Source organism: Mesobacillus foraminis (genome assembly GCF_004340465.1).
Lineage (GTDB): Bacteria > Bacillota > Bacilli > Bacillales > Cytobacillaceae > Mesobacillus_B > Mesobacillus_B foraminis.
Genome location: NZ_SLVV01000009.1, coordinates 45,055 through 65,048, shown reverse-complemented (window position 1 = coordinate 65,048; position 19,994 = coordinate 45,055). Strand labels below are relative to the sequence as shown.

General features: G+C 43.9%; 23 protein-coding genes. 4 read left to right on the top strand and 19 right to left on the bottom strand.

Annotated features, from left to right (window positions below; all coding sequences use genetic code 11):
* Positions 1-167: 167 nt before the first annotated feature.
* From folD to spoIIIAA, 13 genes are all read right to left on the bottom strand, one after another.
* Positions 168-1,040 carry a bifunctional methylenetetrahydrofolate dehydrogenase/methenyltetrahydrofolate cyclohydrolase FolD gene (gene folD, locus EV146_RS17070; RefSeq protein ID WP_132008670.1) on the bottom strand — a complete coding sequence of 291 codons (873 nt, stop codon included), beginning with the start codon at positions 1,038-1,040 and terminating at the stop codon, positions 168-170.
* 45 nt (positions 1,041-1,085) lie between these two features.
* Positions 1,086-1,478 carry a transcription antitermination factor NusB gene (nusB, locus tag EV146_RS17065; RefSeq protein ID WP_132008667.1) on the bottom strand — a complete coding sequence of 131 codons (393 nt, stop codon included), beginning with the start codon at positions 1,476-1,478 and terminating at the stop codon, positions 1,086-1,088.
* 194 nt (positions 1,479-1,672) lie between these two features.
* Complete coding sequence (locus EV146_RS17060; protein ID WP_121611889.1) at positions 1,673-2,080, bottom strand: Asp23/Gls24 family envelope stress response protein; 408 nt, start codon at positions 2,078-2,080, stop codon at positions 1,673-1,675.
* Between the two features lie 15 nt (positions 2,081-2,095).
* Positions 2,096-3,451, bottom strand: a complete 1,356-nt coding sequence (accC, locus tag EV146_RS17055) for an acetyl-CoA carboxylase biotin carboxylase subunit (RefSeq protein WP_132008664.1) — start codon at positions 3,449-3,451, stop codon at positions 2,096-2,098.
* 13 nt (positions 3,452-3,464) lie between these two features.
* On the bottom strand, positions 3,465-3,968 hold the full coding sequence (gene accB, locus EV146_RS17050) for an acetyl-CoA carboxylase biotin carboxyl carrier protein (RefSeq protein ID WP_132008661.1): 504 nt from the start codon (positions 3,966-3,968) through the stop codon (positions 3,465-3,467).
* A 625-nt stretch (positions 3,969-4,593) separates the two neighbouring features.
* Positions 4,594-5,172, bottom strand: coding sequence for a SpoIIIAH-like family protein (locus tag EV146_RS17045; protein WP_121611886.1), 579 nt, complete (start codon positions 5,170-5,172; stop codon positions 4,594-4,596).
* A 2-nt stretch (positions 5,173-5,174) separates the two neighbouring features.
* Positions 5,175-5,837, bottom strand: coding sequence for a stage III sporulation protein AG (gene spoIIIAG / locus EV146_RS17040; protein ID WP_121611885.1), 663 nt, complete (start codon positions 5,835-5,837; stop codon positions 5,175-5,177).
* A 7-nt stretch (positions 5,838-5,844) separates the two neighbouring features.
* Entirely contained in the window at positions 5,845-6,462 is a 618-nt protein-coding gene (gene spoIIIAF, locus EV146_RS17035; protein WP_132008658.1) for a stage III sporulation protein AF, read from the bottom strand.
* A gap of 10 nt (positions 6,463-6,472) precedes the next feature.
* On the bottom strand, positions 6,473-7,675 hold the full coding sequence (gene spoIIIAE / locus EV146_RS17030) for a stage III sporulation protein AE (protein ID WP_121611883.1): 1,203 nt from the start codon (positions 7,673-7,675) through the stop codon (positions 6,473-6,475).
* A gap of 33 nt (positions 7,676-7,708) precedes the next feature.
* Complete coding sequence (gene spoIIIAD / locus EV146_RS17025; protein ID WP_257535791.1) at positions 7,709-8,089, bottom strand: stage III sporulation protein AD; 381 nt, start codon at positions 8,087-8,089, stop codon at positions 7,709-7,711.
* A gap of 24 nt (positions 8,090-8,113) precedes the next feature.
* Positions 8,114-8,320, bottom strand: coding sequence for a stage III sporulation protein AC (gene spoIIIAC / locus EV146_RS17020; protein WP_121611881.1), 207 nt, complete (start codon positions 8,318-8,320; stop codon positions 8,114-8,116).
* Positions 8,321-8,339: 19 nt separating this feature from the next.
* A complete protein-coding gene (spoIIIAB, locus tag EV146_RS17015) occupies positions 8,340-8,855 on the bottom strand; it encodes a stage III sporulation protein SpoIIIAB (protein WP_132008655.1) in 516 nt (171 codons plus the stop codon).
* On the bottom strand, positions 8,856-9,779 hold the full coding sequence (spoIIIAA, locus tag EV146_RS17010) for a stage III sporulation protein AA (protein ID WP_132008652.1): 924 nt from the start codon (positions 9,777-9,779) through the stop codon (positions 8,856-8,858).
* A 288-nt stretch (positions 9,780-10,067) separates the two neighbouring features.
* Between spoIIIAA and EV146_RS27615 the strand changes: the two genes are divergently transcribed.
* On the top strand, positions 10,068-10,229 hold the full coding sequence (locus tag EV146_RS27615; RefSeq protein WP_162990229.1) for a hypothetical protein: 162 nt from the start codon (positions 10,068-10,070) through the stop codon (positions 10,227-10,229).
* Between the two features lie 64 nt (positions 10,230-10,293).
* Positions 10,294-10,944, top strand: coding sequence for an SIMPL domain-containing protein (locus EV146_RS17005; RefSeq protein ID WP_132008649.1), 651 nt, complete (start codon positions 10,294-10,296; stop codon positions 10,942-10,944).
* A gap of 94 nt (positions 10,945-11,038) precedes the next feature.
* Here the strand turns inward: EV146_RS17005 and efp are convergent, their stop codons facing one another.
* From efp to EV146_RS16990, 3 genes are all read right to left on the bottom strand, one after another.
* Positions 11,039-11,596: an elongation factor P gene (gene efp / locus EV146_RS17000; RefSeq protein WP_132008646.1), complete on the bottom strand. Its 558-nt coding sequence runs from the start codon at positions 11,594-11,596 to the stop codon at positions 11,039-11,041.
* Positions 11,597-11,619: 23 nt separating this feature from the next.
* Complete coding sequence (locus EV146_RS16995) at positions 11,620-12,681, bottom strand: M24 family metallopeptidase (protein WP_132008643.1); 1,062 nt, start codon at positions 12,679-12,681, stop codon at positions 11,620-11,622.
* A gap of 86 nt (positions 12,682-12,767) precedes the next feature.
* A complete protein-coding gene (locus tag EV146_RS16990; protein WP_132008640.1) occupies positions 12,768-13,289 on the bottom strand; it encodes a YqhR family membrane protein in 522 nt (173 codons plus the stop codon).
* A 196-nt stretch (positions 13,290-13,485) separates the two neighbouring features.
* On the opposite strand from EV146_RS16990, the gene EV146_RS16985 reads away from it, so the two are divergent.
* Together EV146_RS16985 and EV146_RS16980 are read left to right on the top strand one after the other, a co-directional pair.
* Positions 13,486-14,430: a DUF1385 domain-containing protein gene (locus tag EV146_RS16985; RefSeq protein WP_121611866.1), complete on the top strand. Its 945-nt coding sequence runs from the start codon at positions 13,486-13,488 to the stop codon at positions 14,428-14,430.
* Between the two features lie 55 nt (positions 14,431-14,485).
* The gene (locus EV146_RS16980) at positions 14,486-14,866 is read left to right on the top strand and encodes an SA1362 family protein (protein WP_309136119.1); all 381 of its coding nucleotides are present in this window, start codon (positions 14,486-14,488) and stop codon (positions 14,864-14,866) included.
* A gap of 29 nt (positions 14,867-14,895) precedes the next feature.
* Here EV146_RS16980 and EV146_RS16975 read toward each other — a convergent pair whose 3' ends face one another.
* From EV146_RS16975 to EV146_RS16965, 3 genes are all read right to left on the bottom strand, one after another.
* On the bottom strand, positions 14,896-15,780 hold the full coding sequence (locus EV146_RS16975; RefSeq protein WP_121611862.1) for a patatin-like phospholipase family protein: 885 nt from the start codon (positions 15,778-15,780) through the stop codon (positions 14,896-14,898).
* Positions 15,781-15,871: 91 nt separating this feature from the next.
* Entirely contained in the window at positions 15,872-16,897 is a 1,026-nt protein-coding gene (gene splB, locus EV146_RS16970) for a spore photoproduct lyase (RefSeq protein ID WP_132008634.1), read from the bottom strand.
* A gap of 343 nt (positions 16,898-17,240) precedes the next feature.
* On the bottom strand, positions 17,241-19,802 hold the full coding sequence (locus EV146_RS16965) for a vitamin B12-dependent ribonucleotide reductase (protein WP_132008631.1): 2,562 nt from the start codon (positions 19,800-19,802) through the stop codon (positions 17,241-17,243).
* Between the last annotated feature and the right edge of the window lie 192 nt (positions 19,803-19,994).

Below are 19,994 nucleotides of genomic sequence, written 5' to 3'. Positions count from 1 at the left end.
TTTCTATCCCGCCTATCTCGGGCGCTTTCAGTCGCCCCTCTTCGTTATGAAAGGTATGGAACCATTATAAAAAAACTGCCTGTATCTATTATAAGTTTAGATACTCCATCCGTCACTATGCGAAGGAAGGAGCCATGACTTAATAGATAAAGGCAGCCTTTTGCGAGTTAGCTTTTGCTGCTTTGTAGCTTATTCAAATGATTGCGTGCAGATTTTAAAGTATTGAACATAAGCATTGTAATGGTCATTGGCCCAACGCCTCCCGGAACAGGAGTTATAAAACCAGCTTTTTCCTTTGCCTCTTCAAAAGCAACGTCGCCGCAAAGCTTGCCTGCTTCATTGCGGTTAATCCCTACATCAATGACAACTGCTCCAGGCTTTACATGACGCTCTGTAATAAACCCGGCTCTTCCTACAGCAGCTACAATGATGTCTGCCTCCAATGTATGCTTTTCCAGATCCTTTGTCCTTGAATGGCAGTATGTAACAGTTGCATTTTCGTTAAGGAGCAGCTGCCCTACTGGCTTCCCTACAATATTGCTTCGTCCAACCACAACAGCATGCTTTCCGGCAATCTCGATGCCTGCTTCCTTCAGCATGACCAGGATTCCGAATGGGGTACAGGAGATGAAAGCATCCTGACCTGTGATCATTCTCCCTATGTTTACAGGGTGAAAACCATCCACATCCTTCTCGGGAGAAATGGCCTCGATCACTCTGGTTTCGTTGATAGCTTTAGGGAGAGGAAGCTGAACCAAAATTCCATGGATCGTATCATCCTGATTTAATTCAGCAATCTTTCCCAGCAGTTCTTCTTCTGTCAGTGATTCCGGGTACTCAATCTGTACAGAATGCATGCCAAGTTCCTTGCAGGCTCTCTGCTTGCTGTTGACATATGTCCTTGAAGCCTGGTTGTCGCCAACCAATATTACTGCCAGCCCGGGAACAATGCCTTCTGCCTTTAGCTTTTCAACCTCATTGGCAATTTCCTGCTTCTTTTTCTTTGCTATTTCTTTTCCATCAATGATTGTTGCTGTCATTTTTTATCCCCCTGTTCTTTTGGACGACTCCACTGCCGGGTATTTTTATAAGAGGCTGTGTTTAATTTTCGAGAGCACTCCGTTAATAAACCGGCTGGATTGGTCATCTCCATAAATTTTTGCTATCTCTATCGCTTCGTCCAAAACCACGTTAGCAGGAACCTCATCCCCGCCATATTTCAACTCATACACGGCAAGGCGGAGAAGGCTCCTGTCTACATGGGCAAGACGGTCGATTGTCCACTTTTCAAGATGGGCGGTAATAATTTCATCAATTTCGTCCTGGTGGCGGAGCGTCCCTTCAACGAGCTGTGTCAAATATCGATCATGCTCCTGTCCCTCAAGGACATGGGCTATGGCCTCATGCGATCCTGCCTTGCTTATATCAATCTGAAATAAGGCTTGTAACGCCTTTTCCCTTGCTGTTCTTCTTTTCATCGTCGATTACTCCTTTTACGGCTGACAGCCTGTCTCTTTCCTAACAAGATAATAGCACATCACATGTCACATGCGAATGGCTTTCCCTATTATTGTTGCTTTTCCGGGAAACTTTATCAAGCTTAACAGGGCTATAGCTGTAAAAAATTCAAAAGAAAAAACCAAAGACACTCGCATGCCTTTGGTTTCGGTGTTTACATTTCCTGTTCGAAATCGTTTTCAGGCTTCTGGTTTTCGAATTGGATGCCCACAACATGGATATTTACTTCTGCTGCGTCAAGAGCTGTCATATTAAGAAGGGCCTGACGGATATTATCCTGGATTTTTTGAGCCACTGAAGGGATGGAAATGCCGAATTTCATCATGCAGTATACATCTACTTTAATTCCCTCTTCAGCTAGTTCAACCCTAACCCCTTTACCGTGGTTCTTTTTGCCAAGCCTTTCCACTACACCGGCAGCAAAGCTTCCGCGCATCTGCGAAACACCTTCTACCTCAGACGCAGCAATTCCTGCGATTACTTCAATTACCTCAGGTGCGATTTCCACCTTTCCAAGGCTGTTGTCTCCCTGGTTCATTTCAAGTACACGCTGTTCACTCATTGCTTGCACCTCCTGTTATTCTCCTGCCATTACTTCATACATTTCTAAAAACTTTGTATTAAACTGGCCTTCAACAAATTGCTTGTGGCTGAGCAATTTCAAATGGAATGGAATCGTTGTATGGACTCCTTCAATCACAAATTCAGCAAGCGCCCTCTTCATGCGGCTGATTGCTTCTTCCCTGCTGCTGCCGTAAGCTATGACTTTCGCAATCATTGAATCGTAATAAGGCGGGATGGTGTAGCCTGGGTAGGCAGCCGAATCGACGCGGACGCCAAGCCCTCCTGGCGGCAGGTACATATTGATCCTGCCTGCTGACGGCATAAAATTCTTTTCCGGGTTTTCAGCATTGATTCTGCATTCAATTGCCCAGCCATTAAAGATGACATCCTCTTGTTTTAATCCAAGCTTTTCACCCGATGCCACTTTGATCTGTTCTTTAATCAAGTCTACTCCCGTCACCATTTCTGTGACTGGGTGCTCCACCTGAATCCTGGTGTTCATTTCCATAAAATAAAATTGGCGATTGCGATAATCATAGATAAATTCTACAGTGCCAGCGCCTGTATAAGCAACTGCTTTCGCTGCCTTTACTGCGGCCATTCCCATTTCTTCACGGATCTCCCCGTCAAGTGCCGGGGAAGGCGTTTCCTCAAGCAGCTTCTGAAGCCTCCGCTGAATGGTACAGTCCCTTTCGCCCAGGTGGATGGTGTTGCCGAAATTGTCTGCAAGCACCTGAATTTCAACATGGCGGAAATCTTCTATAAACTTTTCAATGTAAACGCCCGGATTTCCGAATGCTGTCGCCGCTTCCTGCTGGGTGATTGTTATGCCTTTAATCAGATCCTGTTCGTTCTTAGCAATGCGAATGCCCTTTCCGCCTCCGCCTGCCGTTGCCTTAATAATTACAGGGTATCCCATTTTAGATGCAAGTTCAACACCGTCAGCTACATCTTTAATGATTCCTTTCGAGCCAGGCACGATCGGAACATTTGCCTCGCGCATTGTTTCCCTTGCAACGTCCTTGGTCCCCATCTTTTGGATTGCTTCTGGAGTAGGACCGACAAAAATGATATTGCATTCCCTGCACAGTTCGGCAAAGTCTGCATTTTCTGCAAGGAAACCATAACCGGGATGTATGGCATCACAGCCGGTCAAATTTGCGACACTAATAATATTGGTAAAGTTCAAATAGCTGTCCTTTGAAGATTTCGGGCCGATGCAATAGGCTTCATCCGCCAGCTGTACGTGCAGGGATTCTTTATCCGCTTCCGAGTAAACAGCAACAGATTCAATCCCCATTTCCCGGCATGCCCGTATGATTCGGACGGCTATTTCTCCCCTGTTGGCAATCAATAATTTTTTTATCATGTCCAATCGCTCCTTATTCAGGCTTAACCAGGAATAAAGGCTGGCCATATTCCACTAGCTGGCCGTCTTTTACAAGTACTTCAACGATTTCCCCGTTGATCTCGGCCTCAATTTCATTGAATAGCTTCATTGCTTCAACAATGCAAACAATTGAATCATTGCTGACCCTTGAGCCTGCTTTTACATAAACATCAGCATCAGGGGATGGCGATGCGTAAAACGTCCCAACCATTGGCGAAGTGATTTTATGTAAGTTTGCCTGATCCTGGTTGTCCTCTTCTTTTGATGGCTGTTTCGGTTCCGCACTGCTGACTGCTGGTGCAGGCGCGGCTGCCGCGGCTTGAACCTGTACAGGCTGAGGCACTTCAACAGCGTGGGCGGGCTGAACAATTACCTGCTGTTCTGCCCCCTTCTTTTTCATCTTAATTTTTGAACCTTCGATTTCATAAGTAAATTCATCAATGCTGGACTGATCTATCAATTTGATCAATTCTCGTATTTCCTGAACTTTTAACATATCGGGCACCCCTTGTCTCAGTAAAATTAAATCTAATATTATGACTAGATACTAATACTATACGATAATACCATGTAAAAATTCAATATGTTACTATTAAGGAGCTGAAATCATCATTCGTTATGTAAGCTACCTCTATTTTAATGCTTTCTTAACCAAATGTGAAATCATCGCCTTGAGTATTTGAGTATTTCTGTCGCCGACTTGCCCTGCCGGATATCACCGAGCCTATATATTTGCAGGCAACTCGATGTCATTAATAGCGCCATACTTAAGGGATTAAGTTCATGGCAGGTGAAACAATGTACCGGCTTGCTTTACCGCGAAAAGTTTCTGCTGAGGTAATTTGACCGCTTGCTGCGTTCCCACTGGTGGTGTAAAACAAAGCCTTAGGTCGCGTACCGCTTCCTATGTTCCATCTACATATGAATATCATATGCCCAGGTCAACTATCTGCTCCCTGTCTTCCCTCTGTCTCCATAAAACAACTGCCAAGGTCACGTAAGAACCATCTCTTCCGCATCCACCATGCAGGTTCCTTCACGAAAAAAATCGCCCCTATAGATGGATTTTCTCCATACGCTATAGGGGGCGATCTTCTTAAGGTACTTGTTAATTAGCAATCTTATTTTTCCGGCTGGAAGGTTACTGCAACAGCCTGCAAAGAGCCAAGTTCAGTCCTTACCATCTGGATAATTTCATTTGCTTCGGCTCTGGAGTGTTCCTGAGCCTTGACAGTGATCCGGACTTTTTCCCCATCAGCCCTTACTAAGGCGTCTTCGTATCCCATGGTTTTGATTAGCGTTTCAAGTACTCCTTCTTTTTGGGCAATATCATCCAGTTCCTTCATCTTTTCATAAGCATCATTGCGCTGCTCAGCAGGCAGGTCGGTCGATGCGACCATTTCCTGGTATTCCTCTTTCATTTCATTCCGCTGGTCATCAAGCTGCAGTCTGAGTGCCTCGAATTTCTCGTCGCTTGCAACGCCAGAAATAACAGTGTTCTCGTCATTGGACTCCGTATCTGCTGCTCCCTCTGCTGCTCCATCTTCTGTTGCTTCTTTTTGGGTCTGTTCATCCTGTTTTTCTTCTACTGCGGTAAGATTATCCTGAGCTTGCTCTGGAGACGTAATATAATAGACTGATAATACAACCACAAGACTGAGCATTGTTAATAACCAAACTGTTTGTTTCTTCAAAAGCATATTTAATCCCCCTTAGATTTTTTAGGCATGACGGCTACTCTATGGCTTGGAACATCGAGAGACCTTGTGACGGCTTCAATTATCCACTTTTTCACCTGGACATTGTCTGCCCCTTTGGCCACAACGAGCACCCCTCTAATTTCAGGTTTTTTTGTTTCCACTACAATCGGAGTTTCATTTTCACCTTTTCGGACAATGACCAGCTGTTCTTCCTTTGAAAGATCCTCTACACCTCTTTTTCCACCCTCCCGATCGGTTTCATCTGTTGTTTGAGACTGGGTAACCGTATTTTTTTCCAGGACTTTCTTTTCAGTAGCATCTACATTTACTAAGACAGTGACATTCCCGACTCCCAAAATTCCTTCCAGAGCCTCTTTCAACTGATCTTCGTATATGTCCTCATATTCTGAAATCATGCTGTTCCCAGTTGATTTTTTCTGTCCAAAAGCTGGCTCATCCTCCTGAGTTTCACTTTGGTTAAAGGCAGCGATTTCACCGGAAGTCCCTGGTTCCTTTGAAAATAAATTGCTGATCAGCATGATGGCAATCCCAAAAAGGACCAGGATGACTATATAGGGATATTTGCCAGAACTTTTACCGGTATTTGGATCTTTCTTGGACAGCTGGTTCTTAATCCAGGTAATTGGCCCTTTGTCATTATTCATCGCCTCTTTACGTCCCCCCTTTAACGACAATTTGGATTGTTTCTTTTGGCACATTCCACTTTTCTGCCAGAAGTGAGGTGACCTGGTCGGTATTTATCGCATCCTGTTCTGATTGAAGGGGCTGCTCTGTATCAATTTTAATTTCTTTTACTGCGGTTACTGACTCTTCCTCGCCTCCTGGTTCTGCAATCTCAACAGTAATGGATTCCAGACTTTCAGGCGTCAGGGTTTCGTCAGTTTCATTGGCTTTTACTTGGATTCCTGCAATTTCCATGTCGTGCTGCTCCATCAACTCCTCTTCTGCGTCCATTTTTAGTTGGACAGCCATTTGTTCTAAAATATATGCTTGTTGAGAAGCTTGTATTTCTTTTTTCTGCGAATCTATTGAATTTTCTATGTTTTTATTTTCTAAACTGCCCTGAATCTTGGAGAGCGAGGCAATGGCTGTCTCAAAATCACTTGTAAAAAGTTTCATTACTGGTGAAAGAATAATAGAGATAAGCAGCAAACCGACAACAACTTTTACATATTTCTGCAAGCTGGAATTCGGCAGGAGCATATCAATGACAGTTGCAATTAAGATAAATAAGATAATATTGGTAATCCAGGCTTTCAGAAAATCCATTTGGCTCCTCCTATCTGACCATCATGGTTAGATTTCCAGCTGCCACAATAACTGTAATGCTTAAGAAAAACATGAGGGAGACGATCGCAAGGGCTGCAAAAACATATATGATACATTTGCTAATGACATCCAGGCAGGCAATTACAGGTCCCCCACCAAGCGGCTGCAGGATTGCCGCGGCAAATTTATAAATAAAAGCAACCAGCAGAATTTTGACTGCGGGGAAGGCTGCAATAACTAGAAGTATTGCTACACCGGCGAGCCCCACTGTATTCTTCAGCAGGACAGACGCACTGATCACTGTATCCGTTGCATCCGTGAAAACCCGGCCGATGACTGGGATAAAATTCCCTGTAATAAATTTGGCTGTTCTGATGGTAATTCCGTCCGAAACAGCTGTTGCTGCTCCCTGCACCGAAATGACTCCAAGGAACACTGTCAAGAACAGACCCAGGAGTCCTATGCTCCAGTTTCGGAGCAGCCCCGCCAGCTGGGTTACTTTATAATGTTCAGTCAGTATACTGACGATGCTCAAAAGTGCAGAAAGCATTAATAGAGGCAATACAACGAACTGGATGAATACACCGCTCGTGTTCATCAGGAACAGGATGACGGGATGAAAGAAAGAAGCTGAGACCAGCCCTCCTGACGAAGCAATCAGTGCAAGCAGCAAGGGAATCAGCGCCAGGATAAACTGAATCATTGTTTCGATTGCCTTATTGGTATAGTCAATAACAATATGGAAACTATTCAGTGCAATGATGATTAAAACCATAAATACGATGGAATATGCTACCTTGCTGACCGTGCTTTTTTCAAATGAGTTTTGAAGAGTCTGCAGAAAGACACTGAAGATGGTCAACAGAACAAGCGACCCAAGGAGTTTGCCATTGACAATGAACTCATGGAACATATAGGCTAGCAGCCCCTGAAACCAGCCCTTTAGAGAAAATTCCTTCTCCCCTTTAATAAATTCATACAAACTTCCCTTTTGGCTTTCAGGCAGGAAACCTCCGTATTCGGAAAGAATATCTTCCCAAAAGACCTTTAATTCATCAATATTCAATGATTCTAGCTGTTTTTCTGCCATGGCCTGGGCATTGACTGGATTCTTCTGTTCTTCCCCGCCGCCAGTGGCAGCTTGTACACTCGGAACCCAAAATAAAAACATGAAAAGTAGTATGCTGTATAAAAACTGCAGTCGCTGGTTCATCCTTTCACCCCATCACTATTGGTCCGCTCCTGCCTAGCCTGGAATTAACCTGATAATGGTTTCAATCATTACTGTCAGTATCGGTATGGCCATAGCAAGAATCAGAATCTTTCCTCCCAGTTCAATTTTCGATGCGATAGCCCCCTGCCCGGCATCTTTTGTGATTTGGGCAGCAAACTCGGCGATATAGGCAATGCCGATTATTTTTAAAATCGTTTCTACATAGATAAGATTCACCTTGGCATTTGCAGCCAGCTTTTCTACCATATTAATAATCAGGTAAATCTGGTCCACTAAAAAAAGAAAGATGGAGCAGCCGGTAAAAACAATCAGTAAAAACGCAAAATTGGGCTTTTGCTCTTTTAGAAGAAGGGCAAGGAAAGTTGCCACCAGAGCAAGGCCTATGATCTGAATGATTTCAATCTTTGCTCCCTCCCCTTATCCCTGAAACAGGAATACCGATTTAATTTTTTCAAACAGCTCATCTACAATAGACGCAACCATAAAAAGAATGTATATAAAACCAAAAAGGGTAACCCATTGGGCATATTCTTTCTTCCCGACCTGATCCAAAATCGTATGCAAAAAGGCGACAACGATTCCCACACCGGCAATTTTAAATATGATATCTACATCCAGACCCATCTTTTTTTCCTCCCATTAACTACATCAGTAAGATGATTAATAACAGACCCGATAAAAACCCGAGGCTCTTCACCATTTTTTCGTATTTTTGCTGTTTGTCGCAGGCATCTGCTTCCTCACGTTCCAGATGAGTTATGGTAAGGATAATCTGTTTTTGCTGTGAGTATTTATCATGACGCCCTAATGTTTCTCCAAATTGCCGCAGGATTTCATACTCGCCCTGTTTGAAGGCGGTCAGCCTCCAAACCTCTCCCAGGCTCTCTTCCCAGGCTTCCTTGACCGTTGTTTCTTTTTCAGTCAGTCTTGCCGCAAAGCCTTCGAAGATCCAGGAAATCGGCTTGGCTAGCTGTGAAGCGAGTTTTCTTGCCGCCTCGTGGAGCGGCGTGTGGCCATACATGATCTCTGCTTCCAATGATTGCAAGGCGGATTTTAGCAGCCGCAGCTGTTTAGGACGTTCACTCAAGTGCCTGGAAGCCTCGATGCCCGTCCAAGTTGTGGCTGCAATAATAAATGCTGCTCCAAATAGCTTCAACATTTAAGTCACACTCGCTTTTTGAAGAATCCTCTGGCCTGATTCATCCCGGATGCAGGCTACCGTCCCAGGGCCTGCGCTTCTGGATAATTCAATAAACCTGTTGAATATTCCTAATTTGACCAGCGGTTTTAATGTGGGTCTTTTTATTAAATCCTCTAAGGAATTTCCATGGGTTGTCATGATTAATTTTATGCCTGCATGAACAGCTTCCATGATGGCCAATGCATCCTCTGTTCTTCCAATTTCATCGACAATCAGGACGTCCGGGCTCATGGAACGGATCATCATCATCATCCCTTCAGCTTTTGGACAAGAATCCAGAACATCCACTCTGGGACCGAATGTTAATTGGGGAACGCCGTTAACACAGCCAGCAATTTCTGAACGTTCATCAACAATTCCCACTTTTAAAGGAGGCAGATTCCTGGCCGTCACTCCGGTGGAGATCATTCTCGCCAAATCTCTTAAAAGGGTGGTTTTCCCTGTTTGGGGGGGCCCGATAATCATGGTATGAAGCCATTCTTTAGCGAATATGGATGGAATCAATGGTTCCGCTATTCCAATCTTCTCTCTGGCAATGCGAATATTGAAGGAGGAGACGTCCCGGATGGCCTTAACTTGTCCCCCGTCAAGAATGACCTTTCCCGCAAGTCCAACCCGATGCCCTCCCGCAATGGTGATGTACCCCTTCTTTAATTCTTCTTCGAGCGTATACATCGAAAAATTGCCGAGCTTATTTAACAGCTGGACAGCATCCTCGGGTAAAACAATATAAGATAAAAAATAAGGAACTCCTCCTGCGGTCACTTCCAAGGGCCTGTTTATCCTGACCCTTATTTCTTCCACACCTTCTTCCAGCAAAAGAGAACGTGTTTCCAGGGCATCTACAATTCGTTTCGGCAAAAAAGTCAGTATCTGTTGCATCCTCAGTCCTCCCTGAATAATCCCTCTCATTACTTAAAATGTATGCGGGCCTGGCCGCATTATGACTTTCAAACCTGAAGGTGGAAAGATAAAAAATTAATTGAAAGAACTTTAGACAAAAGACAGCAGAGAGTGGTAATTAGGAAAATTGCAGAAATAATCGGGAGTTCAGGAGGAAGCTGTAGCACAATAACAGCCCTATTTTCAACAAAGAAATATGGTACCCAGCAAACCGCTTATAATATTGGCTTATTTGCTCATAATGAAGGTAGAAGGGAGGCATGCTGAATGGTTAATGAAAATCATAAAAAGTTTCAAAAAGAACAAAAAGACTTAGAAAACAGATATTTGGGCGGAGCCCGCAATAACAATACAAAGGCCCAGTCCGACCCTGAATATAACAGCGGCAGCAATACGGATATTTCCCCTGGAGCCACAGGGAGACAATAAGAAAAAAAGAATGTTATCCTGATGAAACCATATCTATATAGAAAAAACAAAGCGGGGAATCAGGATGCAGCAAACTCAGTATCAACGTGATAAGTGGCCCTTTCTCGTTGTCCATGGCGAGGGCATTGTAAAGGCTAGCCCGGATACAGCGAGAATAGTAGTTGGAGCCAGGACTGAAAACGAGCATCTTCAAAAGGCCCAGGAGGAGAACGCAGACCGGATAGAAGGAATCCGAACTGTCCTGCATTTGAATGGAATTCGGAAAGAAGAAATTCAGACAACTGATTACAGAATCGAAACGGTTTACCATTATGCGGACGGGAAACAGACCTTTGCTGGCTATCTGGTTTTACATTTGCTTGCTGTGACAGTCCTCGGACCAGAAAAAGCAGGGGCGATAGTAGATATGGCTGTTAAAAATGGTGCAAACGAAGTTTCAGGGATCACCTTTTCATCTTCTAAATCACAAAACCTTTACCTCAACGCACTGTCTCTGGCACTGACGGATGCGAGGGTGAAAGCGGAGACAATTGCCAGGGCCTTTAGAGCAAAACTTCGGCCTGTGCCTATTTCAGTTATAGAAGCTGCATCTCCTCCCGCACCGGAGCCCTTCCTGAAGGCAGCATTTGACAGCTCGTCCACTCCTTCCACTCAAATTGAAATGGGAAGCATTCAGGTGAGAGCTTCAGTGGAGGTCAAGTATACTTATTACTAGTGGTCCGTTATGCTCTGGATCAGGTCCTGAAACAAAAATCCATTCTACGCAAAAAAACCTGCCCTCTTGAGAAGGCAGGTTTTTTCTTGATTTATTAGGCTCTTGAAACGTAAGAGCTATCTGTCGTGTTGATGATCAGACGGTCGCCCTGATTAATAAAGAATGGCACTTGTACAGAAAGCCCAGTTTCAAGGATTGCCGGCTTAGTTCCGCCTGAAGCCGTATCCCCTTTAATGCCTGGCTCCGTCTCCGTTACTTCAAGTTCAACTGTATTTGGAAGTTCCACTCCAAGAGTTTCACCCTGATACATCATAATGGAAACTTCCATGTTTTCCTTCAGGAATTTCAACTCGTACTCAATTGATGCTGCTGGCAATTCAATTTGCTCGTAGGATTCATTATCCATAAAGACATGCTGGTCGCCATTTGCGTATAAGTACTGCATTCTGCGGTTGTCAATTTGTGCTTTTGCAACCTTTTCTCCGGCACGGAAGGTTTTTTCCTGAACCGCCCCAGTACGAAGATTACGAAGCTTGGAACGCACGAATGCAGCTCCTTTTCCAGGCTTAACGTGCTGGAAATCCATTACTCGCCAAATCCCGTTATCCACTTCAATTGTTAAGCCTGTGCGAAAATCGTTAACTGAAATCATGTAGTAAATCCTCCTAGGTATTCTTAAAGAATAATCAGCTCTTTATCAGAGTATGTCAGTCTCTCATTATGATCTTCAGTGATCACAATATCATCTTCAATTCTTACACCGCCCAGACCAGGTATATAGATTCCCGGTTCGACAGTAACAACCATTCCGGGTTCCAAAACTATATCCGATTTCATGGAAAGAGCAGGACCTTCGTGAACTTCAAGCCCGATCCCATGCCCGGTTGAGTGCCCAAAATATTCTCCATATCCATGTTCAGCTATATAATCCCTGGTCAAAGCATCTGCCTGCTTCCCGGTCATCCCTGGCTTAATTTTGGAAACGCCCAGTTTTTGTGCTTCAAGGACGATATTGTAAATATCCTTAAGCTTATCAGCTGGCTCTCCGACTGAGATGGTCCTAGTTATATCGGACACATACCCTTTATAATAGGCACCGAAATCCAGAGTAACAAAATCCCCGGTCTCGATCAATTTGTCACTGGCCACACCATGCGGAAGAGCCGAGCGGTAGCCCGAGGCAACAATGATGTCAAATGATGAAGAAGCAGCTCCTGATTTTCTCATAAAGAACTCTAATTCATTCGAAACTTCAAGCTCTGTCAAGCCTGGACGAATAAAATTAATAATATGCTTAAATGCTGCATCGGCAATCTCCGCAGCTTCCTTTAATATCTTAATCTCAGAAGCAGTCTTAATCAAGCGTAACTTTTCAATTTCCCCTGAAATTGGGACTAGCTCGGCAGCAATCCCTTTCTCCAAAACTTTGTATAGAGAGAAAGTGACATGTTCCTCCTCAAACCCAAGCTTTTGGATTCCCAGCTTTTTTACCTGGGAAGCAACTTCTTCCGGTATGCTCCCTTTTTGTCGGATTATCTCATAACCAAGGCACTGCTCTGCGGCCTGTTCTGTATAACGGAAATCAGTGATAAATAAGGCTTTATTTTTTGTGATCAGTGCAGCTCCGGCCGTACCGGTGAACCCGGTGATGTATCTCCTGTTATAGGTGCTCGAAATCAACATACCATCAAGCCCAAGCTCTTCCAGCCTGCCTTGAAACTTTAGTAATTTTTCCATGTGCTTCCCTCTCCTAACTCGAAAAAAAGAATGTTCCCGTAAGAACATTCTAACATAACAGAATTCTTAACCACTACTGCGGGACATCAGCTTTGAAATTCTTTTTTTCCCTGTTCCCTGGCCTTTCTTTCAGACTCTTCGAACGAAATGGAATAGCCGACAAAAACGCCAAAAAGAATATAAAAGCACAGCGAAGTGACCAGCGTATTCTTCGAGAGATCCCAAAATGGCTTAATACCAGGAAAAATAGGGTTCAATACTAAAAAAACAAGCAGAAACAAGGCAATTCCATAGGCGATGCCAACCCACATGCTTTTTAACTTTCGTAAAATAACGTAATAAATCAATGATGCTACTATTGATAAGAGTCCAATAGCTAAAATGGAGAAAACCGTTCCAATCCACCCTTTTTTCCAATCCCCGATTGCCCATGGTTCCAGGATGATAGTGGGACGAATATCGGTCAAGTTTAAGGCATACGCAACCAGGGCTAACGAGCTCCAGAAAACTCCGCCAACCAGTCCGGTAATGATGGCCATAGTGATAGCGGACATCGGTTTCTCTCGTTGATTTTGTTCCAGCTTCTGTTGTTGTTGTTCTTCTCCCATACATCGCACCTCCATTCACCATTATGCCCATATCCAATGCATCCCTTGCATGATTGCAAAGATTCCTGCACTTATTTTAGGAAGGAAAATTTAATAGGGTAGAGGTTTTTAGGTTTTTTTAGTAAAATATAGGTAAGGTATATATGTATGGAAGTGATCATCGTATTGCCCAGAAAAAATGTAGGTTGGTGTATGCATGTCAAACGAACAAAAACCGGTTTATGGTGGTCAGGCAGTCGTTGAGGGTGTGATGTTTGGGGGCAAGCATCATTACGTGACTGCCGTCAGAAGGAAAGACCGTTCAATTGAGTACTTCGAACTTCCGCGCAAATCAAATCCTGTTGTTGCTTCTTTAAAAAAGATCCCTTTCCTCCGAGGAATTGTGGCGATTATTGAATCCAGTGCAAATGGTTCGAAGCATTTGAACTTTTCAACCGAGAGATACGATGTGGATCCTGCGGATGACCATTTAATCAAGGAACAGGAGCCTTCAAAGCTCTCAATGATTTTGGGTGTAGCCGCAATCGGAGTGCTGTCCTTTTTATTCGGCAAGTTTGCCTTCACATTAATACCAGTGTTCCTCGCCGATTTAACTTCACCCATCTTTCCAGGAAAGACACAGCAAATCCTTATCGAAAGTATTTTTAAATTGATCCTGCTTCTTTCATACATTTACTTTGTCTCCCTTACTCCCATCATAAAAAGGGTGTTCCAATATCATGGTGCTGAGCATAAAGTAATCAATACCTACGAAAGCGGCAAGGAATTGACCATAAAGAATGTCCAGGCACATTCACGTCTCCATTACCGATGCGGCAGCAGCTTTATCCTATTTACGGTGATCATCGGAATGTTCCTCTATTTCTTTTTTCCTACCGATTCTTTATGGATAAGAATCCTGACCCGAATTGCCCTGATTCCATTTGTATTGGGCATATCGTTTGAAGTTTTGCAGCTGACGAACAAACTGCGGGATGTTCCTGTTCTTAAATATCTTGGTTATCCCGGACTTTGGCTGCAGCTTCTTACAACAAAAGAACCAAACGATGATCAGGTGGAGGTGGCCATCCTTTCGTTCAATCGATTATTAAAAAAGGAAAAAGAGGCAGGAAAACAGCAAGAGACTGAAGAAATTGTATAAATAATTCAAATGTAAGTTTAAAAGCGGAAAAAATTGCTCATGATGCTCTTAGGAGGTGGCTTTCTTGAAAAATCGGACATCATTTTATATAGTGATTGGTTTAATTCTCCTTGCGGCTATTGGAATCATATCACAGCTGATTCATGATCCCGGCGTTTTCCTGAGGACAATTGCAGGTATGGTGTTAGTTGTCGCAGTAATCTACTTTCTAATTAATCGTTTTTCTAAAGCTAGCCCTCAGAAACACGAGCAGCGAGCATTCTATAAAGCAGCTAAAAGGTCCAAAAAACGGTTCAAACATAAGGACAGTGCCCCCCCTCAGAGACGTTCTACAGTAGGGTCACTGTCAGCTGCAAGGAAAAAAAAGAAAGATGCTTCACATCTGACTGTCATTGAGGGAAGAAAAGGAAAGAAAAAAAATCGAGCCTCGTTCTAAGGCTCGATTTTTTTAGTCGGGGAAACTCGTCAATACCCCCACTTTTTGAAAAAATCCATCGCGCAATCCCATCCAGCCTGCATCAGTGCCTGCTTTTTTTCTGCTGTCAGTTCAAATTCGGTTGTCAATACGCCATCTGTAGGAATAAAGATAATGTTCTTTTCATGCTTCCGGGATATATACCTGGCATCATGGGCGTCCTTCATTGTTTCAAAGAGGGCCTCAAACATCTTAACAGCATTTTTCACTTCATTTCTCGGACGCTCCGCAAGATTGTGACTTAGCTTGATTCCCAGTACAGGGCGCAACTTTTTTACATTCTCCCTGTCAAATAGCCACATTGGGAAATTGCTTAGTACCCCTCCATCCACTATAATGCTAGTTCCTTCATAATCCTTTAGCTTAACAGGTTCAAAGAAATAAGGAAGGCTGCAGCTCATCCTAATGGCTTTTGCAACTGAAAAGTTTTGAGGGTTGATTCCATACTTCGGCAAATCGTCAGGAATAATGAAAAGCCTTCCATTCGTCAAGTCGGAAGCAATGACCCGAAGCGACTCGGGAGCAATGTCTCCGAACGTCCGAACCCCCTTAGCCGCAAGTTTTTCTTCAATCCACTTTTCCAGCTCTTTCCCTTTATACAATCCAAGCCTCCAGTAAACAAACAGCCACTTCGCAAACTTGGAAGGAATGAACGTATTTCTCGAGTCCATGAAACTTTTTAAATCCATCTCATCCACCAGCCGGGTGACTTCCGCGCTTGTATAGCCAGCGGCTATAAGGGCAGCAATAAGCGATCCGGCACTGGTGCCTGCTACCCGTTTAAAGCGGAACCCCTTCTCCTCTATGGCAGCGTATGCCCCGATTAGAGCAAAGCCTTTTATGCCGCCACCGGAAAAAACGCCGTCTATATACATACAAGTCCACCCCTGTCAGTAACTTGCTTGTTACATTTTTAAGCAGGACTTTTGTAAAATAGTACGGCGTACAAGTATAAAAATTCACTTTTCAGGTAAAATATTGAATTTCTGCCTTCGGAAAAAAAGTATGAATATATTCCCGAATGGTATTTTCAAGCTCGTTTGCCTCCTCTGTAGGGTAGACATACTTTCCAATTCCATAACGGCCCCATTTATATTTCCGTTTTTCTTCATCCATTTCAAGCCTGGTTTTCGGGTACCTTTTCATAATGACTTTTTTAGCAGGCTTGGTATATCGATGCTGAATCAGTTCGAATGTAAGGTTGTCCAGGTCCACACCTGCCAGCGAATTATTTAACCGCTCAAACAATTCGTGATACCCTTCCTTCCAGCCTTCATGCTTGTAGATAGGAGCAACAATAAAGCCCAAAGGATACCCTGCGGCAGCTACCTTCCTTGCTGCTTCAAGACGTCCATCAAAAGAAGAGGTGCCTGGTTCAAAATTCTTAATAACATACCGCGAATTAATGCTGAACCGGAATCTCGTTTTCCCATTATGCTTGGCATCCAGCAAGTGATCAACGTGCTCAAACTTGGTGACAAACCTTAATTGGCCATACTCCTTGTCTGCAAAAAATTCTATGGTTTTTTTCAGTGCATGTGTCAGGTGGTCAATCCCGACAATGTCGGAGGTACAGGCAGCTTCAAACCTCGTTATTTCCGGTTTCCTCTCCTCCATATACTTATCAGCCTGTTCAAAAATCTCTTCAAGATTCACATAAGTCCTAATATAAGGCTTGCTGCCAAGTGTAGTCTGAAGGTAGCAATAATGGCAATGGCCCATGCACCCTGTTGCGAGCGGTATCGCATATTCGGCGGAAGGTTTGGAAGTGTCAAATTTCAGTGTCCTCCTCACTCCCACCACCAAGGTGGATTTCGCATTGCGATACTGCTGGAGTTCATTGTCTCCAGGTATTCCCCTGACCTGATTGTGGGAGGTAGTTTCTCTTATTTCCAGGCCCATGCTTTCAAACTTATCCTTCAACTCGCGGCCAAGAGGATACTCTAGCGCTTGAGGCTCAATATAGACAAGCTGCGGTACAAACGGCTTCATGGTTCACCCTCATTTCATTGATAACAAAGTTAACAATAGTATGGGCAAAATCAAAACAAGCTTCAGTATTAATTATTTCCAGTGTTCAGATGAAGAGTTCCTAATAGGGGGGGAGTTACAGCCGGCTGTCATAGAATTAATTTTGTTTACGTTGCCTTTCCTCTAGAAATCCTAAGGGACAGGCTCGTACCTTCGGTTTACGCTATCTTCCCCAGGAATAACCCGAACCTCAGTCACATCAAACGAACACATTCCAATAAGGATGCAGATAAATCGTTTAGCTCTTTGTTTTACATAGAAAAAAAAGGTGCCCCATGATCTGGGACACCTTCCTTAGTGATTGTTATAGTCCGCACTTTAACTGTGCATTACAGTTTGTACAAGTGTTGCAGCCGCCGATTTCTTTTACTTCCCCTTTACGGCAGACCGGGCAGGTGTTTCCTACCTCTGATCCAATGGTTACGTTCGTTGAACGCAGTTCATGGATAGTATCGACCAGGACAACATGCTGCTTAGCTTTTTCCTTTTTGGTCGCTTGTTCTTCTTCAAAGCTGTTTTCTTCCGCTTTTAGTGTCAGTACCTGGGTGTCGCGGGAGCCGTCCACATAAACCGTTCCGCCCTTGGCACCGCCTCTGTACAGACGCTCATACACCTTTTCAACCTGTTCAACGCTGTAGCCCTTCGGTGCGTTAACCGTTTTACTGATAGAGCTGTCAATCCATCGCTGGATGACACATTGGACATCCGCATGTGCTTCAGGAGCCAACTCCATGGCAGCTACAAACCAGCTTGGAAGGTTCTCCGGATCTGCTTCAGGATTTTGATCGAGGTATTCCTGCACAATATCTGCTTTCACTTCAATAAATTTCCCCAGACGCCCGCTTCTGAAATAAGAGAAGGAGAAGTAAGGCTCAAGTCCTGTAGAGACTCCAACCATTGTACCGGTCGATCCCGTCGGAGCAACAGTAAGCAAATGTGAATTGCGAATACCATTTTCAAGGATTGCCTGGCGTACGTCCTCAGGCATCTTTTTCATAAAACCAGTGTTGATAAAAGCATCTCTTAAACGATCCGTTTCTTCCTCTGTGCCTCCGTTAAGGAACGGGAAGCTGCCTTTTTCTTTGGCCAGTTCAATAGACGCACGATAGGCACTTGTTGCAATCGTTTCAAAAACTTTATCAACTAGCTCGTTGCCTTCTTCTGAACCGTATTCTGTTTCGCAATAGATCAGCAGGTCATGAAGCCCCATGACACCAAGGCCGACACGGCGCTCGCCAAGAGCTTGTTTCTTGTTGTCTTCAAGGAAGTATGGAGTCGCATCGATTACATTATCCTGCATGCGTACGCCCACTTCCACTGTGCGTTTCAGCTTTTCAAAGTTTACTGTCTTAGTTTCCTTGTCAGCCATTTCAGCGAGGTTCACTGCTGCCAGGTTACATACACTGTATGGTGCAAGTGGTTGTTCACCACACGGATTCGTTGCTACAACCTTCTGTCCATATGCCTGGGCATTTGTCATGTCGTTAGCATTGTCAATGAAGAAAATACCCGGTTCAGCCGAGTAGGTTGCACAAATATTAATCAAATTCCAAAGTTCTTTTGCCTTGATCGTCTTATAGGTGCGCACCTTGTAGCCCAGCTTTTCCCACTCGCGGACATCGCCGACTTTATGCCATTCTTCATTGTAGATTTTCATTGTTTCGGCATCATAAGATTCGACATCCGGGAAGCGAAGTTCATAATCGCTGTCATTTTCCACAGCTTCCATAAAATCCTTTGTCAGGGTAACGGAAATGTTTGCGCCAGTAAGGAATTCTGAGTTGTGTACAGTGAAGTTGCCGCCTGTCTGCAGCTTTTCTTCAGCATTTTTAATGATTTCAGCACTGAAGCCGCCGTAGCCAGGAATATTTTTATAGTTAACGATTCCCTGGTACATCGCTTCTTCCTGCAGTGACAGCGGGGTGAACTTAAGCTTTTCTTTAGCGTGTTTTTTTATGGTTTCATCCTGCGTGTTTTCGATCAGGAAGCGCAGGATACGAGGGTTTTGCATTTTGGAAATAATAAATTCAACAATATCCGGGTGCCAGTCTGACAGCATGATCATTTGAGCTCCCCTGCGGCTTCCGCCCTGCTCTACTAAATGCGTCAGCTTGGCGATGTCGTCCAGCCAGGAAACCGAGCCAGAGGATTTGCCGTTAACACCTTTCGCCAGGGTATTGCGCGGCCTGAGGGTAGATCCGTTTGTGCCGACTCCGCCGCCGCGGCTCATGATTTCCATTACCTGCTTGCGGTGTTCCGATATTCCTTCCCGTGAATCCTGAACAAATGGCATTACATAACAGTTGAAATATGTAACATCCGTGTCAGCCCCGGCACCGTATAGAACACGGCCTGCAGGAATGAAGTTCAGGCTCGACAGTTCCTGATAAAACTTCTCGAACCATTCCTGGCGCTTTTCTTCCGTCTTTTCAACCGAAGCCAGTCCAGTTGCATTGCGCTTTGCGATTTGCTCGTAAAATACTTCCAGCGGCTTTTCTATTACATCAAGAGATTTTTTAATGATGCCTGTCCTAGCTTCCTCTGGATTATCCAGCACCCCGCGAAACTCTTCTTCAACCTGAACGGTAGCAGTTTTCCTCTCCCAATCAAGCTCTAAAATAAACCCCAGGCCTCTTGCCGGAAACTTGGGATCCTCTTTAATAGTCAGAACTACAAAGTCTCCCTCGGACAATGTTACTTTTTCTGTATCCTTAAAGGTATAACGATCCAGCATAACAAGCCGGGATACCCCTTTATGAGTTGTTTTCATATCAGGCGTAATGGGGTGAACCTGAGGAAAAAGGCTAATATCCTTGTTAATATTTTCAATATTAATATTCATTTTTTGGCCAAGCTCAACAGACATAATCACATCTCCTTCTAGTAAAATTCAGAAATACCGTCCAGTTTACAAGCTTCTTAGATTTCACTGTTTCCTCTGGATGTACTTTCGAATTACCCTTACGTTATCACATCGAAACACCCAAAATCAATATATAGTGTATTTTAAATTTTCGACAACACTATATATTGATTCTAGGTCAACTATTTATGAATT

What these genes read in the sequence shown, in the direction of transcription:
- splB (WP_132008634.1), bottom strand. Translation starts at nt 16,897, where the DNA reads ATGAAGCCGTTTGTACCGCAGCTTGTCTATATTGAGCCTCAAGCGCTA.
- spoIIIAC (WP_121611881.1), bottom strand. Translation starts at nt 8,320, where the DNA reads ATGGGTCTGGATGTAGATATCATATTTAAAATTGCCGGTGTGGGAATC.
- accB (WP_132008661.1), bottom strand. Translation starts at nt 3,968, where the DNA reads ATGTTAAAAGTTCAGGAAATACGAGAATTGATCAAATTGATAGATCAG.
- EV146_RS16995 (WP_132008643.1), bottom strand. Translation starts at nt 12,681, where the DNA reads ATGGAAAAATTACTAAAGTTTCAAGGCAGGCTGGAAGAGCTTGGGCTT.
- nusB (WP_132008667.1), bottom strand. Translation starts at nt 1,478, where the DNA reads ATGAAAAGAAGAACAGCAAGGGAAAAGGCGTTACAAGCCTTATTTCAG.
- EV146_RS17060 (WP_121611889.1), bottom strand. Translation starts at nt 2,080, where the DNA reads ATGAGTGAACAGCGTGTACTTGAAATGAACCAGGGAGACAACAGCCTT.
- efp (WP_132008646.1), bottom strand. Translation starts at nt 11,596, where the DNA reads ATGATTTCAGTTAACGATTTTCGCACAGGCTTAACAATTGAAGTGGAT.
- EV146_RS17005 (WP_132008649.1), top strand. Translation starts at nt 10,294, where the DNA reads ATGCAGCAAACTCAGTATCAACGTGATAAGTGGCCCTTTCTCGTTGTC.
- spoIIIAG (WP_121611885.1), bottom strand. Translation starts at nt 5,837, where the DNA reads ATGAATAATGACAAAGGGCCAATTACCTGGATTAAGAACCAGCTGTCC.
- EV146_RS17045 (WP_121611886.1), bottom strand. Translation starts at nt 5,172, where the DNA reads ATGCTTTTGAAGAAACAAACAGTTTGGTTATTAACAATGCTCAGTCTT.
- spoIIIAB (WP_132008655.1), bottom strand. Translation starts at nt 8,855, where the DNA reads ATGTTGAAGCTATTTGGAGCAGCATTTATTATTGCAGCCACAACTTGG.
- EV146_RS27615 (WP_162990229.1), top strand. Translation starts at nt 10,068, where the DNA reads ATGGTTAATGAAAATCATAAAAAGTTTCAAAAAGAACAAAAAGACTTA.
- spoIIIAE (WP_121611883.1), bottom strand. Translation starts at nt 7,675, where the DNA reads ATGAACCAGCGACTGCAGTTTTTATACAGCATACTACTTTTCATGTTT.
- EV146_RS16985 (WP_121611866.1), top strand. Translation starts at nt 13,486, where the DNA reads ATGTCAAACGAACAAAAACCGGTTTATGGTGGTCAGGCAGTCGTTGAG.
- spoIIIAA (WP_132008652.1), bottom strand. Translation starts at nt 9,779, where the DNA reads ATGCAACAGATACTGACTTTTTTGCCGAAACGAATTGTAGATGCCCTG.
- folD (WP_132008670.1), bottom strand. Translation starts at nt 1,040, where the DNA reads ATGACAGCAACAATCATTGATGGAAAAGAAATAGCAAAGAAAAAGAAG.
- EV146_RS16965 (WP_132008631.1), bottom strand. Translation starts at nt 19,802, where the DNA reads ATGTCTGTTGAGCTTGGCCAAAAAATGAATATTAATATTGAAAATATT.
- EV146_RS16975 (WP_121611862.1), bottom strand. Translation starts at nt 15,780, where the DNA reads ATGTATATAGACGGCGTTTTTTCCGGTGGCGGCATAAAAGGCTTTGCT.
- accC (WP_132008664.1), bottom strand. Translation starts at nt 3,451, where the DNA reads ATGATAAAAAAATTATTGATTGCCAACAGGGGAGAAATAGCCGTCCGA.
- EV146_RS16990 (WP_132008640.1), bottom strand. Translation starts at nt 13,289, where the DNA reads ATGGGAGAAGAACAACAACAACAGAAGCTGGAACAAAATCAACGAGAG.
- spoIIIAF (WP_132008658.1), bottom strand. Translation starts at nt 6,462, where the DNA reads ATGGATTTTCTGAAAGCCTGGATTACCAATATTATCTTATTTATCTTA.